Source organism: Amnibacterium kyonggiense (genome assembly GCF_004364555.1).
Classification (GTDB): Bacteria; Actinomycetota; Actinomycetes; order Actinomycetales; family Microbacteriaceae; genus Amnibacterium; species Amnibacterium kyonggiense.
This window is the reverse complement of record NZ_SOAM01000002.1, coordinates 295,444-310,361: the sequence shown is the minus strand read 5'-3', so window position 1 is coordinate 310,361 and position 14,918 is coordinate 295,444. Positions and strand designations below refer to the sequence as shown.

Annotated in this window: 15 protein-coding genes; 8 read left to right on the top strand and 7 right to left on the bottom strand. The window is 71.5% G+C overall.

The window, feature by feature from the left end; all coding sequences use genetic code 11:
* Window positions 1-5: 5 nt before the first annotated feature.
* A complete protein-coding gene (locus CLV52_RS09845) occupies window positions 6-1,232 on the bottom strand; it encodes a kynureninase (RefSeq protein WP_133766176.1) in 1,227 nt (408 codons plus the stop codon).
* Window positions 1,233-1,403: 171 nt separating this feature from the next.
* On the opposite strand from CLV52_RS09845, the gene CLV52_RS09840 reads away from it, so the two are divergent.
* Together CLV52_RS09840 and CLV52_RS09835 are read left to right on the top strand one after the other, a co-directional pair.
* Window positions 1,404-1,772, top strand: coding sequence for a hypothetical protein (locus CLV52_RS09840; protein WP_133766175.1), 369 nt, complete (start codon window positions 1,404-1,406; stop codon window positions 1,770-1,772).
* 1 nt (window position 1,773) lies between these two features.
* Entirely contained in the window at window positions 1,774-3,021 is a 1,248-nt protein-coding gene (locus tag CLV52_RS09835; protein ID WP_246018064.1) for a YihY/virulence factor BrkB family protein, read from the top strand.
* Between the two features lie 107 nt (window positions 3,022-3,128).
* Here CLV52_RS09835 and CLV52_RS09830 read toward each other — a convergent pair whose 3' ends face one another.
* The 5 genes from CLV52_RS09830 to CLV52_RS09810 form a co-directional block, all read right to left on the bottom strand.
* Complete coding sequence (locus CLV52_RS09830) at window positions 3,129-3,314, bottom strand: hypothetical protein (RefSeq protein ID WP_133766173.1); 186 nt, start codon at window positions 3,312-3,314, stop codon at window positions 3,129-3,131.
* Window positions 3,315-3,465: 151 nt separating this feature from the next.
* The gene (gene dhaM / locus CLV52_RS09825; RefSeq protein WP_162850800.1) at window positions 3,466-4,134 is read right to left on the bottom strand and encodes a dihydroxyacetone kinase phosphoryl donor subunit DhaM; all 669 of its coding nucleotides are present in this window, start codon (window positions 4,132-4,134) and stop codon (window positions 3,466-3,468) included.
* A 2-nt stretch (window positions 4,135-4,136) separates the two neighbouring features.
* On the bottom strand, window positions 4,137-4,775 hold the full coding sequence (gene dhaL / locus CLV52_RS09820; RefSeq protein ID WP_133766172.1) for a dihydroxyacetone kinase subunit DhaL: 639 nt from the start codon (window positions 4,773-4,775) through the stop codon (window positions 4,137-4,139).
* A gap of 42 nt (window positions 4,776-4,817) precedes the next feature.
* Complete coding sequence (dhaK, locus tag CLV52_RS09815) at window positions 4,818-5,819, bottom strand: dihydroxyacetone kinase subunit DhaK (RefSeq protein ID WP_133766171.1); 1,002 nt, start codon at window positions 5,817-5,819, stop codon at window positions 4,818-4,820.
* Between the two features lie 122 nt (window positions 5,820-5,941).
* The gene (locus tag CLV52_RS09810) at window positions 5,942-6,931 is read right to left on the bottom strand and encodes a sugar-binding transcriptional regulator (protein WP_133766170.1); all 990 of its coding nucleotides are present in this window, start codon (window positions 6,929-6,931) and stop codon (window positions 5,942-5,944) included.
* A gap of 199 nt (window positions 6,932-7,130) precedes the next feature.
* Between CLV52_RS09810 and CLV52_RS09805 the strand changes: the two genes are divergently transcribed.
* The gene (locus tag CLV52_RS09805) at window positions 7,131-7,880 is read left to right on the top strand and encodes an MIP/aquaporin family protein (RefSeq protein ID WP_133766169.1); all 750 of its coding nucleotides are present in this window, start codon (window positions 7,131-7,133) and stop codon (window positions 7,878-7,880) included.
* Window positions 7,881-7,922: 42 nt separating this feature from the next.
* Window positions 7,923-9,437, top strand: a complete 1,515-nt coding sequence (glpK, locus tag CLV52_RS09800) for a glycerol kinase GlpK (RefSeq protein WP_133766168.1) — start codon at window positions 7,923-7,925, stop codon at window positions 9,435-9,437.
* A 79-nt stretch (window positions 9,438-9,516) separates the two neighbouring features.
* On the opposite strand, the gene trpD is transcribed toward glpK, so the two are convergent.
* Window positions 9,517-10,584 (bottom strand): anthranilate phosphoribosyltransferase, encoded by a 1,068-nt coding sequence (gene trpD / locus CLV52_RS09795; protein WP_133766167.1) that lies wholly within the window; start codon window positions 10,582-10,584, stop codon window positions 9,517-9,519.
* A gap of 106 nt (window positions 10,585-10,690) precedes the next feature.
* Between trpD and ctaE the strand changes: the two genes are divergently transcribed.
* The 4 genes from ctaE to qcrB are packed head-to-tail and all read left to right on the top strand — an operon-like array spanning window position 10,691 to window position 14,860.
* The gene (ctaE, locus tag CLV52_RS09790) at window positions 10,691-11,326 is read left to right on the top strand and encodes an aa3-type cytochrome oxidase subunit III (RefSeq protein WP_246018063.1); all 636 of its coding nucleotides are present in this window, start codon (window positions 10,691-10,693) and stop codon (window positions 11,324-11,326) included.
* A gap of 11 nt (window positions 11,327-11,337) precedes the next feature.
* On the top strand, window positions 11,338-12,147 hold the full coding sequence (qcrC, locus tag CLV52_RS09785; protein ID WP_133766165.1) for a cytochrome bc1 complex diheme cytochrome c subunit: 810 nt from the start codon (window positions 11,338-11,340) through the stop codon (window positions 12,145-12,147).
* A gap of 3 nt (window positions 12,148-12,150) precedes the next feature.
* Window positions 12,151-13,224 carry a cytochrome bc1 complex Rieske iron-sulfur subunit gene (qcrA, locus tag CLV52_RS09780; RefSeq protein ID WP_133766164.1) on the top strand — a complete coding sequence of 358 codons (1,074 nt, stop codon included), beginning with the start codon at window positions 12,151-12,153 and terminating at the stop codon, window positions 13,222-13,224.
* On the top strand, window positions 13,208-14,860 hold the full coding sequence (gene qcrB, locus CLV52_RS09775; RefSeq protein ID WP_162850799.1) for a cytochrome bc1 complex cytochrome b subunit: 1,653 nt from the start codon (window positions 13,208-13,210) through the stop codon (window positions 14,858-14,860). Before qcrA ends, qcrB begins: the two co-directional genes overlap by 17 nt.
* Window positions 14,861-14,918 lie beyond the last annotated feature (58 nt).

Below are 14,918 nucleotides of genomic sequence, written 5' to 3'. Positions count from 1 at the left end.
TCCGCTCATCGCGCGACCTGCAGCTCGTCCCGGATCGCCAGCACCCCGGCCTCGACCTCCGCGAACGACGTGCTGAGCGGCGACAGCCCGAGGCGGAGCCCATCGGGGCGCCGGAAGTCGGGGACCACCCCGCGCCGGTGCAGCGCGGGCAGCATCGTCGGGAACGCGGGGTGGTCGACCGTCACGTGGCTGCCGCGCAGGCCCACGTCCCGAGGGCTCGCGAGCCGTGCGCCGAACGGCTCGAGCAGGTCGTCGACGAGCTCGACGGCGAAAGCCGTCAACCGCTCGGACTTCGCCCGGATCGCGTCGACGCCGGCCTCGTCGATCACCTCGAGCATGTCGCGGAGCGGCTGCATCGCGACGATCGACGGCGTGCCCGACAGGAACCGCCGGATGCCCGCGTCGGGGACGTAGCGCTCCCCCATCGCGAACGGCTGATCGGCGCCCATCCACCCCTGGATCGGCTGCCGCAGCCGCGGGATCAGGTCGCGCCGCGCGTACAGGAACGCCGGTGCGCCCGGTCCGCCGTTCAGGTACTTGTAGGAGCAGCCCACCGCGAGGTCGACGCCCCAGCCGTCGAGCCGGATCGGCAGCGCCCCGACGGAGTGGCTGAGGTCCCAGACCACGGCCGCACCGGCCGCGTGCGCGACGGCGGTCACGGCCTCGACGTCGGTGATGGACGCGGAGCGGTAGGCGACATGGCTGAGCACGACGGCGGCGGTGCGCGGGCCGACCGCTGCGGCGACATGCTCGGGGTCGACCCCGCCGTCGGGCGGGGCGTCGATCGCGACCAGGGTCAGCCCGAGCTCGGCCGCGACGCCCTGCAGCACGAAGCGGTCGGTCGGGAAGTCGCCGGCGGAGAGCACGACCTCCGTCCTCGACGGGTCGAGCGCGACCGCCGCTCGGACGGCCTTGTAGAGCAGGATGCTCGTCGAGTCCCCCACCACGACCTGCCCGGGACCGGCGCCGAGAACGATGCGCCCGAGCTCGTCGCCGACGCGCTCGGGCTCCTCCATCCAGCCCTCGTCCCAGCCACGGATCAGGCGCCCGCCCCACGCGGTCTCGGCGAATCGCGCGAGCCGAGCGGGCGTCACCGCCAGCGGACGGCCGAGCGAGTTGCCGTCGAGGTAGGCCACGACGTCGTCGACCGTCACGAACCGCGAACGGAACCGGCCGAGCGGATCGGCGTCGTCCAGCGATGCGGCCCGCCCCGATGCGCTCCCCCGGCTCATTGGTCGACCTTCGCACGACCGGCCGGCCGCGGCGAACCGGACTGCACACCGGGCACGGCGCGGGCTCCTCACGATCTGAGAGGAGCCCGGCAGTGCGCTGGACGTCCGCCCGACTGCCAGCGACCGGCGAGCAGCATGGCCCCGACCTGATCTCGACCTGAAGGGGGAACCATGCGAGGGACGATCCTGTTCGTCGTCGGGCTCGCCGCCGGCTACGTGGTCGGGGCGCGCGCCGGCCGGCCGGCCTACGAGGCCCTCACCGAGCGGCTGGGCACAGCCCGCGACAACCCGACCGTGCAGCGCGTCGGCGAGACGGCGAAGGCCACGCTCGAGGAGAAGGCGCCGCAGGTCGCCGACGTCGCCGAGAAGGCCGCCTCGACCGTGCAGGGCGCTGCGGCAGCCGCGGCCGATGCCGCGAAGCCCGCGGACGCCGCCTCCCCCGGAGTGGAGGACGACGGCGGCACCGATGCGCCCACGCCCGCACCGCCCACCGGCCGGACGAAGAAGCCCTCCTCCGGCTCGACCCCGTCGGCGGCCTGACGTGCCGACCCCGCGGACGCAGGGCGGCGGCGGCGGCCGCTCCGGCGACCTGATCACCGCCGCCGGGATCTCCGTGATCTCGGCCAGCCTCGTCGGCGCGGCGGCTGCGGTGGACCACGCGATCCGGCGCGATCCCGGCAAGCCGTGGCGTCGGCGGACGGGACCGGACCGCGCGGGGAGCCGCGCTTCCACCTCCGAGCGGGACGTCGCTCCAGGCAGCACCCCGGCTCCCGACGCGCCCTCGAAGCCCGAGGGCCCGGAGGATCTCCACAAGCCGACCTGGACCTACGCGCTGAAGAAGACGGCGAAGGAGTTCGGCTCCGACCAGTGCACCGATCTCGCGGCGGCGCTCGTCTACTACTCCGTGCTGGCGCTCGGCCCGGCGGCGATCGCGATCGTGTCGATCCTCGGCCTCCTGAGCCCCGGCGCGATCGCGCAGCTGACGACGCAGTTCCTGGCGCCGGTGCGGACGAGCTCCCCCGGCGTCTACGACATCGTGACGCAGCTGATCGACAACGCGTCGAAGACGCAGGGCGTGGGCATCGGGCTCGTCGTCGGCATCCTCGGGGCGCTGTGGTCCGCGTCCGGCTACGTCGGCGCGTTCGGCCGCGCGATGAACCGGATCTACAGCATCCCGGAGGGGCGGCCGGTGTGGAAGCTCCGCCCGACGCAGCTGCTGGTGACCGTCGCCGTCGTCGTCCTCGTCGTGCTCGGCGCGTTGATCCTGGTCTCGACCGGGCCGATCGTCGAGCAGGTCGCGAACGTGATCGGCATCGGCCAGGTCGCGCTCACGGTCTTCCAGATCGTGAAGTGGCCGATCCTCGTCGTGATCGCCATCGCCGCGATCGCGATCCTCTACTACTTCTCGCCCAACGTGCGGCAGCCGAAGTTCAAGTGGATCAGCACGGGGTCGCTGCTCGCGCTCGTCGTGTGGGGCCTTGCGACGGCCGCGCTCGGCATCTACCTGAGCGTGACCGGCGGCGGCAGCTACGCGAAGACGTACGGCGCGGTCGCCGGCGTCATCGTGTTCCTGCTCTGGCTCTGGATCACGAACCTCGTGCTGCTGTTCGGCGCGGAGTTCGACGCGGAGCTGGAGCGGAGCCGCGAGCTCCAGGCCGGCATCGCCGCCGAGGAGCAGATCCAGCTGCCGATGCGGGACACGCGGCAGTCCGACAAGAAGGCCAAGCAGCACGAGCAGGACGTGGACCAGGCCCGCGCCCTCCGGCAGTCGCGGGGCCGCTCCGACTGACCGCTCCCCCGGCGAACGACGCGGGGCCCGCGCACGACATCGTGCGCGGGCCCCGCGTCATCGGGTGGAGGCGCACGGGACGCGCCTCCACCCGGGTCTCGGACGTCCTAGTGGACGACGGGCAGCGGGATCGCTCCCGTGAGCGGACGGCGCTCCGCGACGAGCGCCGTGCGGTCCGCGACTCGTGTGCGATCCGCCTTGCGGACCATCGGCCCGACGACGAGCGCGAGCGCGAGCGACGCGACGCACCAGGCGGTGATGCCGGCGAGGACCAGGACCAGGGTGGTGAGCACGGGGAGAGCGTGACAGCCGGCACTCCCCCAGATCGGGAGGTTCCCGGCGCGTCGCGTGCGATCTCCGCACCCCCCGAAAGGGGGCCACGACCTGGCGTTCTCCCGAGTGCTCGGACGCGGCGTGGCGGGCACTGCCGGAGCCCCGGACCCGCTAGGAGGGCCGGGCGCCGAGCAGGGCGACGACCGCGTCGACCGCGGCTGCGGCCTGGTCGCCCTCCGCGCGGACGCGGACGCGCTCGCCGTGCCGCAGCCCGAGCGCGATGATCCGCAGGAGGCTCGACGCGTCGGCGCCGTTCACGGTGACCCGCGCGTCGAAGCCCGTGACGGTCTTCACGAGGGCCGCAGCGGGGCGGGCGTGGAGGCCTTCGGGATCCATCAACTCGACGTCGGCCTCGGCGGCGGCGGGCGGCGCCGCCGGTCCCGGTGCGGCCGGCTGGTCCGGTGCCGGCTCCCCCGTCGCGGCCCGGGCGACCGCGTCCAGGTCCTCGCCGGCCTCGGCGGCGACGGCCGCGGCGACGCCGCCCTCGACGATGGGCACGTCGAGCACGCGGACGCCGCCGTCGGGCGGTGCCTCGAGCAGGTCGACCGCGGTCTCGGCCGTCATCAGTGCGGAGCCGAGGTCGCCGATGATCAGCACGCCCTGTCCGCGGGAGGCAGCGCCGATGGCGGCGAGCACCTTGTCGTAGCTGGTGCCGATGCCGCCGTCGTCGGTCCCGCCGGCGGCGACGAGCGGCACCGACGACGCCATCTGCTCGGCGAGCTCGACGACGCCGTCCGCGATGCGCGCGCTGTGGGAGACGAAGACGAGCCCGACCGGCACGGTCAGCCCTCGGCCACGGCGTCGGAGGCAGCGCGGAGCTGGTAGGCGCTGGATCGGGCACCCGGGTCGAGGTGACCGGCCGACCGCTCCCCCAGATAGCTTGCGCGGCCCTTCCGGGCGACCATCGGCACGGTGGCCTCCGCGCCCGACTCGGCGGCGTCCGCAGCGGCCGAGAGCACGGCGGACGCGTCGCCGCCCGCGGCGAGGGCCTGCTGGGCGGCGTCGACCGCCGGCGTCCATGCGTCGACCATCGTCTTGTCGCCCGACTCCGCCTTGCCCCGCGCGACGATCCCGTCGCGCGCCGCGGCGAGCAGGGCGACGACCGCCGTCCCGTCGAGTCGCTCCGCGTCGCCCGCGGCCTGCGCGCCCCGGAGGTACGCCGTACCGAGCAGCGGGCCGGACGCTCCGCCGACGGTCGAGATCAGCGTCGTCGCCACCAGGCGCAGCGCCGCTCCCGGCGTCTCCGGCGACGCGCCGTCGAGCTTCGCGAGCACCGCGCGGAACCCGCGGTCGAGGTTCTCGCCGTGGTCGCCGTCACCGATCGCGCGGTCGAGCTCCGACAGCTCCGCCCGGTGCTCCCCGACGACGGCGGCGGACCGCCGCACCCAGTCGATCGCCCAGTCCGTGCCCAGTCCGTCCACCCTGCTCCTCTTCCCGCCGGCCCGACCTGCCGGTCCCGGTCCCTACCGGCCCCAGCGGAGCGCCGCCGTCTCCACGGGGGCGTCCCACAGGGCCTTCAGCTCGTCGTCCAACTGCAGCAGCGTGATCGAGCAGCCCTGCATGTCCAGACTGGTCACGAAGTTCCCGACGAGGCTGCGTGAGACCTGGATGTTCCGCTCCCGCAGGATCGACGCGGCCGCGTCGTACACGATGTACAGCTCGACGAGCGGGGTCGCGCCCATGCCGTTCACGAACAGCAGCACGTCGTCGCTGGACGTGAACGGCAGGTCCTCGAGGATCGGGGTCATCAGCCGCTGCACGAGGCCGTCGACCGGCTCCCACTCGATGCGCTCGCGTCCCGGCTCGCCGTGGATGCCGATGCCGATCTCGACCTCGTGGTCGCTGATGTCGAAGCTCGGCACCCCGGCGTGCGGCACCACCGGCGCGGTGAGCGCGACCCCCATGGAACGGGCGCGGTCGTTCACCTTGCGAGCCACGGCGGCCACCGCGGCGAGATCGTCGCCGCGCTCTGCCGCCGCCCCCGCGATCTTCTCGACCAGCACGGTGCCCGCGACACCGCGGCGCCCCGCGGTGTAGAGCGAGTCCTTCACCGCCACGTCGTCGTCGACGACGACGGACTCCACCTGGACGTCCTCCGCGGCCGCGAGCTCGGCGGCCGTCTCGAAGTTGAGCACGTCGCCCGTGTAGTTCTTCACGATGTGGAGCACGCCCGCACCGCCGTCCACGGCCTTGGTCGCCTCGAGGATCGGGTCGGGCGTCGGGGACGTGAACACGGCGCCGGGCACGGCGGCGTCGAGCATCCCGTAGCCGACGAACCCGGCGTGCAGCGGTTCGTGCCCGCTGCCGCCGCCGGACACCAGCCCGACCTTGCCGCGGACGGGCGCGTCGGCCCGGACCACGTAGTCCGGGTCGGTCTGCACCCGCACGAGTCCGGGGTGCGCTGCCGCGAAGCCCGCGAGGGAGTCCTTCACGACGGTCTGCGGATCACGGATGAGCTTCTTCATCGAAACCTCCACCAGGGGCCCTCCGGCGATCGCCGGCGGGGCGAATATACGAGCGGGCGGCGGTCGCCGTCCCGACCCTGCACAATCGTGCACCGCCCATCCGGACGCAGGAGGCGAAGGGCTCAGGCCACCAGTGCCCGCGCGAGCGGCTCGTCGATGACGAGGTCGGTGACGAGGCCCGCCGCGAGCGCGCCCCGCAGACTCGGCAGCTTCGACATGCCGGCCACGACGCAGACGCGGCGGGCCGTGCGCCGGAGCACGTCCAGTCCGGGGCCCGACGCCCGCGCGTTCAGCGCGACGTCCCGCCAGCTGCCGTCGCCGCGGTAGAAGACGGTCGCGACGTCACCGACCACGGCGTCGGCGGACAGCGAGCGGTAGTCCTCCGGCTCGAGGTAGCCGCCGATGTAGACGTGGCTCGGCACCTCCGCGAACGGCGACCCCACGCCGAAGAGCGCGACCTGCATGTGCTCCTGCACGTCGAGCACCCGCTTCATGCTCCGCTCGCGCCAGAGCGCGCGCTTCGTCTCGGGATCGTCGAAGAAGGCCGGGACGGGGAACTGCTGCACGTGGGCGCCATAGGCACGGCCGAACCGGCGCAGGATCTCGCTGGCGTAGATGATCCCGGTCGTCCGCGTGTTCCCCGCGCCGTTGAGCTGGACGACCTCCGCCCCGCTCAGCGCCTTCGGCACGAGGTGCCGGCTCACCGCGCTGACGGTCGAGCCCCAGGCGATGCCGAGGGTCATGTTGGAGTCGAAGAAGCGGCCGAGCAGCCGGGCGGCCGACATCGCGACGCGTTCGAGGCGGTCGACGTCGCTCGTGTGGTCCGGCATCGGCACGAGGTGGGCCGTGACGCCGTGCCGCTCGCGCACGACCGCGGCGAGCTCCGCGGCGGACTCGACCGGCGAATGGATCTGGATGTCGACCAGCCCGGTCTCGCGCGCGTGGCTGAGCAATCGGGAGACCGACGAGCGCGAGGTGTGCAGCTCGCGGGCGATCGCCTCCATCGTCAGGTCCTGCATGTAGTAGAGGTGGGCCGCGGTGAGGGCCTGCTGCGTGCGACTCGCGCTGCGACCGCCGAGCGCGAGCGTCGATCCCGCGGTGTCGATGCTCATCGGTCCTCGCCTCCCGAAACGGTCTGCACATCGGTGCCGAGCCGCTGCGCGGATGTGCTCGGCAGCCGCAATATAGCGGGTGCACGGTTGTGCAGGTCGGTCGAAGGTCCTGCCCGCCGGCGCGAACCTGGGAGTACGGTCTGCGTGCCCGGCGCCCGACTCGTGTCGCCGGCTGGACTCGATGAAGAGGCAGGTGGCAATGACGTACTCAGTGGGCCAGGAGTTCCTCTCGGAACTCGTCGGCACCGCGATGCTCCTTCTGCTCGGTGGTGGCGTCGTCGCGACGGCCATCCTGACCAAGAGCAAGGGTCTCGGCGGCGGATGGCTGCTCATCAACTTCGGCTGGGGCCTCGCGGTCTTCGCGGGCGTCTCCGTCTCGTACGCGTCGGGCGCGCACCTGAACCCGGCGGTCACCGTCGGCCTGCTCGCCTCGGGCGGGTTCACGCAGGGCATCGGCGTCGCGCTCCTCTACATCGTCGCGCAGCTGCTCGGCGCGATGATCGGCGCCCTGCTCGTGTGGCTCGCGTTCAAGAAGCACTTCGACGAGGAGGAGAACGCGGGCACGATCCTCGGCGTCTTCTCGACCGGCCCGGAGATCCGCTCCTACGCCTGGAACCTCATCACCGAGATCATCGGCACGTTCGTCCTCGTGTTCGTGGTCATCGCGTTCGGGCACGCGGGCGACGCCGCGACCAAGTCGCCGGCCGGGCTCGCCGCGCTCGGCGCGCTGCCGGTCGCCCTGCTCGTCGTCGGCATCGGCGCCTCCCTCGGCGGGCCGACCGGGTACGCGATCAACCCGGCCCGCGACCTCGGCCCGCGCATCATGCACGCGATCCTCCCGATCCGGCACAAGGGCTCCAGCGACTGGGGCTACGCCTGGGTGCCGGTCATCGGACCGCTGCTCGGCGGCCTCATCGCCGGTCTGCTGTCGCGCGTCCTGCTGCCGTAACCCGACCCACCACCCACCGAATCAGGAAACGAAGGAGTCTCCATGGCGGACTACGTCCTCGCCATCGACCAGGGCACGACCTCGACCCGCGCGATGATCTTCGATCACGAGGGCAAGGTCGTCTCGACCGGTCAGCTCGAGCACCAGCAGATCTTCCCCCGGGCGGGCTGGGTCGAGCACGACCCGGTCGAGATCTGGAACAACACCCGCGAGGTCATCGGCCAGGCCCTGTCCCGCGCCGACATCACGCGGCACGACATCGCCGCGGTCGGCATCACGAACCAGCGCGAGACGACGGTCGTGTGGGAGAAGGCCACCGGCAAGCCGGTCTACAACGCGATCGTCTGGCAGGACACCCGCACGCAGTCGATCGTCGACCGGTTCGCGGCCGACGGCGGCGTCGAGCGGTTCAAGGACACGGTCGGCCTCCCCCTGTCGACGTACTTCGCCGGCACGAAGATCGTCTGGATCCTCGAGAACGTCGACGGGGCGCGGGAGAAGGCCGAGAACGGCGAGCTGCTGTTCGGCACGACCGACACGTGGGTGCTCTGGAACCTCACCGGCGGCACCGACGGCGGCGTCCACGCGACCGACGTCACGAACGCCTCCCGCACCCTCTTCATGGACCTGAGGACCCTGGCGTGGGACGAGTCGATCCTCGACGTGTTCGGGGTGCCGAAGTCGATGCTCCCCGAGATCCGGAGCTCCTCCGAGGTCTACGGCGCCGTCGAGTCGTCGAGCCTGCTCCGCGAGGTGCCGATCGCCGGCATCCTCGGCGACCAGCAGGCGGCGACGTTCGGGCAGGTCGCGTTCGAGGTCGGCGAGGCGAAGAACACCTACGGCACCGGCAACTTCCTCATCTTCCCGACCGGGACCGAGATCGTGCACAGCACGAACGGCCTGCTCACGACGATGGCGTACCGGCTCGGCGACGGGGAGCCGCACTACGCGCTGGAGGGCTCGGTCGCCGTGACCGGGTCGCTGATCCAGTGGCTGCGCGACAACCTGGGGCTCATCGGTTCGGCGCCCGAGGTCGAGGCGCTCGCGAAGACGGTCGACGACAACGGCGGCGCGTACTTCGTGCCCGCGTTCTCGGGCCTGTTCGCGCCGTACTGGCGGTCGGAGGCGCGCGGCGCCCTCGTCGGCCTGACCCGGTTCGTGAACAAGGGCCACATCGCCCGCGCCGCGCTCGAGGCGACCGCGTTCCAGTCGCGGGAGGTCCTCGACGCGGTGAACGCCGACACCGGCGACGAGCTGAAGGAGCTCAAGGTCGACGGCGGCATGGTCGCGAACGACCTGCTCATGCAGTTCCAGGCCGACATCCTCGGCGTCCCGGTGGTCCGGCCTGTGGTCGCGGAGACGACGGCGCTCGGCGCCGCCTACGCCGCCGGCCTCGCGGTCGGCTTCTGGAAGGACTTCGACGACCTGCGGAAGAACTGGCAGGAGGACGCGCGCTGGGAGCCGAAGATGGACGCGGCCGAGCGCGAGCGCCAGTACCGGCTCTGGAAGAAGGCCGTCACCAAGACCTTCGACTGGGTCGACGAGGACGTGCAGTAGGCCGCATCACGGCCGCGGAGGGCCGGGAGCCGCGAGGCGCCCGGCCCTCCGTCGTGTCCGGCGGGTCGGCCCGCCGCGCTCAGCGGCCGTCGGCGACCTCGTGGGTCGCCGCGACCCACGCGTCCAGCTTCGCGGCCGCCTGCCCCGAGTCGATCGCGCGCGCGGCCCGCTCGATGCCCTCGACGAGCCGGGTCTTCATCGGGCGCTCGGCGTTCGCCGGGTCCTCGTAGAGGTCCCAGGCGACGAGCCCCGCTGCGGCGTTCAGCAGGACCACGTCCCGCACCGGGCCGTGATCGCCGGCGAGCACGCTGCGCACCGTCGCCGCGTTGTCCTGCGGCGAACCGCCGCGCAGCTGCGCGACCCGGGCCGTCAGCAGCCCCACATCGGACGGGTGCACGTCGTGCTCGGTCACCGCGCCGACCGCGACCTCGCGGATGCGGCTGTGCCCGGTCGTCGAGAGCTCGTCCATGCCGTCGTCGCTGCGCACGACCAGCGCGGTCGCGCCGCGGGTCTGCAGGACGCCCGTGATCAGGGGCACGGCCTCCGGGCTCGCGACGCCGATCACGTTCGCGTCGGGGCGCGACGGGTGGACCAGCGGGCCCAGGAAGTTGAAGACGGTGCCGACCCCGAGCGCGCTGCGCGCCTCGGCCGCGTGCCGGAACCCGGGGTGGAACGCGGACGCGAACACGAAGGTGAACCCGACCCGCTCGAACACCTGCGCGACCTCGTCGCCGTTCAGGTCGAGCCGGATGCCGAGGGCGCCGAGCACGTCGCTGGCCCCGGACGCGGAGCTGGCCGCCCGGTTGCCGTGCTTCGCGACCGGCACGCCGCACGCGGCGACGACGATCGCCGCCATCGTCGAGATGTTCACCGTCTTGTAGCCGTCGCCGCCCGTGCCGACCAGGTCGAGGGCGCGCACCGGCAGCGGCAGCGGCAGCGCGTGGGCCAGCGCCGCGTCCCGGAACCCCACGATCTCGTCGACGGTCTCGCCCTTCGCGCGGAGCGCGACGAGGAATCCGGCGAGCGTCGCGGGCGAGACCTCGCCCGTCACCACCTGCTCCATCGCCCAGGTCGCCTCGGCGACGCGGAGGTCGCGTCCGGCGAGGAGCGAGGAGATGAGCTGCGGCCAGTCGGGCGTGTCGGACACGCTCGGAGCCTATCGACCGGGCGTCGCGCCCCCTCGGGCCGCAAAACTCTTCGACAAGTTGTCGAAGATCGGGCTGGGAGCATCCTCCACCGGCCATAATGAAGTCGTGAGCAGTGCGTCGGTGCTTCAGAGCGCGAACACCCCCGCGGTCAACAGACCGAACCCGGTAGCGGTCGGCACGATCGTCTGGCTCGGCAGCGAGGTGATGTTCTTCGCCGGTCTCTTCGCGATCTACTTCACGCTGAAGACGTCCCAGCCGGACCTCTGGACCGAGTCCGTCAAGCACCTGAACGTGCCGTACGCGCTGGTGAACACGATCATCCTGGTGTCGAGCTCGTTCACCTGCCAGTTCGGCGTCTTCGCCGCCGAGCGCCTGCAGGCGAGGTCCACCGGCTGGAAGCCCTCCGAGTGGGGCATGGTCGAGTGGTTCTTCCTCACCTACGCCCTCGGCGCGATCTTCGTCGCCGGCCAGGTCTGGGAGTACGCCACCCTCGTCGGCGAGGGCATCGCGATTAACTCCTCCGCCTACGGCTCGGCCTTCTTCCTCACGACCGGCTTCCACGGCGCGCACGTCACCGGCGGCCTCATCGCCTTCCTCCTCACGATCGGCCGAGCCTTCGCGGTCAAGCAGTTCGGGCACAAGGAGGCGACCACGGCGATCGTCGTGTCCTACTACTGGCACTTCGTCGACGTGGTGTGGATCGGTCTGTTCCTGGTGATCTACGTGCTGCAGGCGCACTGAGAATGGCGGCGATGAACTCCTCCGACACGAAGCCCGAGCGTCGCAGGCGCGGACGCAGGTCCCCGCTCGCGAGCGTGGCGCTGGTCCTGACCGGCCTCCTCATCACCGGCGGGGCGTACGCGCTCATGTCGGCGGCGGCGCCGGCGAACGCCAGCGTCGACCTCTCGAGCGCGCAGAGCATCCAGCAGGGCAAGAAGCTCTTCGCCGCGAACTGCGCGACCTGCCACGGCCTGGACCTGGCCGGCAGCTCCTCCGGCCCGTCGCTCATCGGCGTCGGCGCCGCAGCGGTCGACTTCCAGGTCGGCACGGGCCGCATGCCGCTCGCCCAGGACGCGCCGCAGGCCGAGGTCAAGCCGCGCGTCTTCGACGAGACGCAGACGCTGCAGATGGCGGCCTACGTCGCCTCCATCTCCCCCGGCCCCGGCATCCCGGCCTCGAGCAACCTCACGCTCACCGGTGACGCGACCAAGGGCGCCGAGCTCTTCCGCATCAACTGCGCGATGTGCCACAACGTCGCGGGTGCCGGCGGCGCCCTCACCGAGGGCAAGTACGCACCGAACCTGATGAACACGACGCCCGCGCACATCTACGAGGCGATGCTGACCGGCCCGCAGAACATGCCGGTCTTCAACGACCAGAACATCACGCCGCAGGAGAAGCAGGACATCATCACCGCCCTGAAGACCCAGAACAAGGACGCCGGCGTCGGCGGCTTCGAGCTGGGCAGCCTCGGGCCGGTGGCGGAAGGCCTGTTCATCTGGATCTTCGGCCTCGGCGCGGTCGTGGCGTTCACGGTCTGGCTCACGGCGAAGGGGCACTAGGACATGGCGAGCAACGAACCGACCGACATCGTCCCCGCCGACGACCACGGCACCACCTTCACCGACCCGGGCACCGCCGTCGAGCGCGCGGACGCCTTCCAGAACCCGGGCCTGCCGCCGCACCAGCTGCGGGTCACCGACAAGGACCCGAAGGCGGCGAAACGCGCGGAGCGCGTGATCGTCCTCCTCTTCTACGTGTCGGTCATCGGCTCCGTCTTCGCGATGGCGGCGTACTTCGCGTTCCCGATCAAGCCGAACGACCTCGGCTCGGTGCGCCTCAACAACGTCTTCATCGGTCTGGGGCTCGCGTTCGCCCTGCTGGCGATCGGCATCGCGGCGATCCATTGGTCGAAGGCGCTGATGGACGACCACGAGGGCATCGACATCCGGCACCCGGTCGCCGGCCCGCCGCCGGTGCAGGCGCGCGCGGTCGAGATCTTCCGCCAGGCGGACCGGGAGTCCGGCTTCAACCGGCGCGTCCTGATCCGCAACGGCATGATCGCGGCGATCGCGGCGCTGCCGTTCCCGGCGATCTTCCTGTTCCGCGACCTGGCGCCCGCCGCGGGCACGCCCGCCGAGGCGTACAGCCACACGCTCTGGAAGCAGGGCACGCGGCTCACGAAGGACCCGACCGGCGACCCGATCCTCGCCTCCGACGTCACGATCGGCTCGGTCTTCCACGTCATCCCGGACGGGCTGCTGAAGAGCGACGACATGCTCGAGGAGAAGGGCAAGGCCGCGGTCCTGCTCATGCGTCTCGAGCCGGGCGACCTCCACGTCTCGCCGGATCGCAAGACCTGGAACTACGACGGGATCGTCGCGTACTCCAAGATCTGCACCCACGTCGGCTGCCCGGTGGCCCTGTACGAGCAGCAGACGCACCACCTGCTGTGCCCGTGCCACCAGTCGCAGTTCGACATCACGCGCGAGGCGGCCGTCATCTTCGGACCGGCCGTCCGTCCGCTCCCCCAGCTGCCGATCACGGTCGACAGCGAGGGGTACCTCGTCGCGCAGAGCGACTTCCACGAACCAGTCGGACCGAGCTTCTGGGAGCGTCGCGGTGACTACAACGTCTGACACCTACAACTACGACCCGACGCAACCGGCGGACCGCCGGCAGACGGGCGGCGTCACCGGCTGGGCCTCGCGCTACGTCGACGAGCGCACCGGCATCAGCTACGTCGTCCGGGAGTTCGGTCGCAAGATCTTCCCGGACCACTGGTCCTTCATGCTCGGCGAGGTCGCCCTCTACAGCTTCGTCGTCATCCTCCTGACGGGGACGTTCCTGACGTTCTTCTTCCAGGCGTCGATGGCCGAGGTGACCTACGACGGCTCCTACGGTCCGCTCAAGGGCCTCGAGATGTCCGCGGCGATGCAGTCCACGCTGCACATCTCGTTCGAGGTGCGCGGCGGGCTCCTGATCCGTCAGGTGCACCACTGGGCGGCGCTGCTGTTCGTGGCGTCGATCATGCTGCACATGCTGCGCATCTTCTTCACGGGTGCGTTCCGCAAGCCTCGCGAGATCAACTGGGTCATCGGCTACGTGCTGTGGATCCTCGCGATGGCGGAGGGCTTCACCGGCTACTCGCTCCCGGACGACCTGCTCTCGGGCAACGGCCTGCGGATCATCGCCGGCATGGTGGAGGGCATCCCCTTCATCGGCAGCTGGCTCGAGTGGCTCGTCTTCGGCGGCGAGTTCCCCGGCACCGCGATCGTCGGCCGCCTCTACACGCTGCACATCCTGCTGCTGCCGGCCGCGGTGCTCGCGTTCATCGCGATCCACCTCGTGTTCGTCGTCACGCACAAGCACACGCAGTACGCGGGCCCCGGCCGCACGAACGAGAACGTCATCGGCGTCCCGGTCCTCCCGGTGTTCGCGGCCAAGGCCGGCGGGTTCTTCTTCGTCGTCTTCGGCCTGCTGATGGCCATGGGCGCGTTCTTCACGATCAACCCGATCTGGGTCTACGGCCCGTACGACCCCTCCCCCGTCTCGGCGGGCACGCAGCCCGACTGGTACATCGGCTTCGCGGACGGCGCGCTGCGCCTCATGCCGGGTTGGCTCGGCGGTCCCGGCGGGGTGCCGATGGAGTTCACGATCCTGAACACCACCTACTCGCTGAACATCCTGATCCCGATCGTGGTGCTCGGTCTGTTCATCGTCGCGGTGATGATCTACCCGTTCCTCGAGGCCTGGGTCACGGGCGACCGTCGCGAGCACCACATCGCCGACCGCCCGCGCAACATGCCGACCCGCACCGCGATCGGCGCCGCGGGTGCGACGTTCTACGTCGTCCTGTTCGCCGGTGCGAGCTCCGACCTCGTCGCGACGCACTTCAAGCTCTCCATCGAGAGCGTGATCACGATCCTGCAGTTCTCCCTGCTGCTCGCCCCGATCGCGGCGTACTTCATCGCAAAGCGCATCTGCCTGGCCCTGCAGAAGAAGGACCGGCAGATCGTGCTGCACGGCTACGAGTCGGGTCGCATCGTCCGGCTTCCGGGCGGCGAGTACATCGAGGTCCACGAGCCCGTCGACGAGTACGAGCGCTGGAAGCTCGTGAGCTTCAACGACTACGAGCCGCTGATGATCCGTCCGAACGCGGCGGGCCGCATCCCGGCGACGGAGCGCGTGCGCGCGTCGCTGAGCCGGTGGTTCTTCGAGGACCGCATCGAGCCCGTCACGTCGACGGAGCTCGAGGTCGCGCACCATCACTGATCGACCCACCGAGAAGGCCGGCGCTCCTCTGAGCGCCGGCCTTCTCGTCGTCCGGAAG

Coding starts and splice junctions, on each gene's coding strand:
- CLV52_RS09845 (WP_133766176.1), bottom strand. CDS start 1,232: ATGAGCCGGGGGAGCGCATCGGGGCGGGCCGCATCGCTGGACGACGCC.
- CLV52_RS09840 (WP_133766175.1), top strand. CDS start 1,404: ATGCGAGGGACGATCCTGTTCGTCGTCGGGCTCGCCGCCGGCTACGTG.
- dhaK (WP_133766171.1), bottom strand. CDS start 5,819: ATGAAGAAGCTCATCCGTGATCCGCAGACCGTCGTGAAGGACTCCCTC.
- CLV52_RS09810 (WP_133766170.1), bottom strand. CDS start 6,931: ATGAGCATCGACACCGCGGGATCGACGCTCGCGCTCGGCGGTCGCAGC.
- CLV52_RS09805 (WP_133766169.1), top strand. CDS start 7,131: ATGACGTACTCAGTGGGCCAGGAGTTCCTCTCGGAACTCGTCGGCACC.
- glpK (WP_133766168.1), top strand. CDS start 7,923: ATGGCGGACTACGTCCTCGCCATCGACCAGGGCACGACCTCGACCCGC.
- qcrC (WP_133766165.1), top strand. CDS start 11,338: ATGAACTCCTCCGACACGAAGCCCGAGCGTCGCAGGCGCGGACGCAGG.
- qcrA (WP_133766164.1), top strand. CDS start 12,151: ATGGCGAGCAACGAACCGACCGACATCGTCCCCGCCGACGACCACGGC.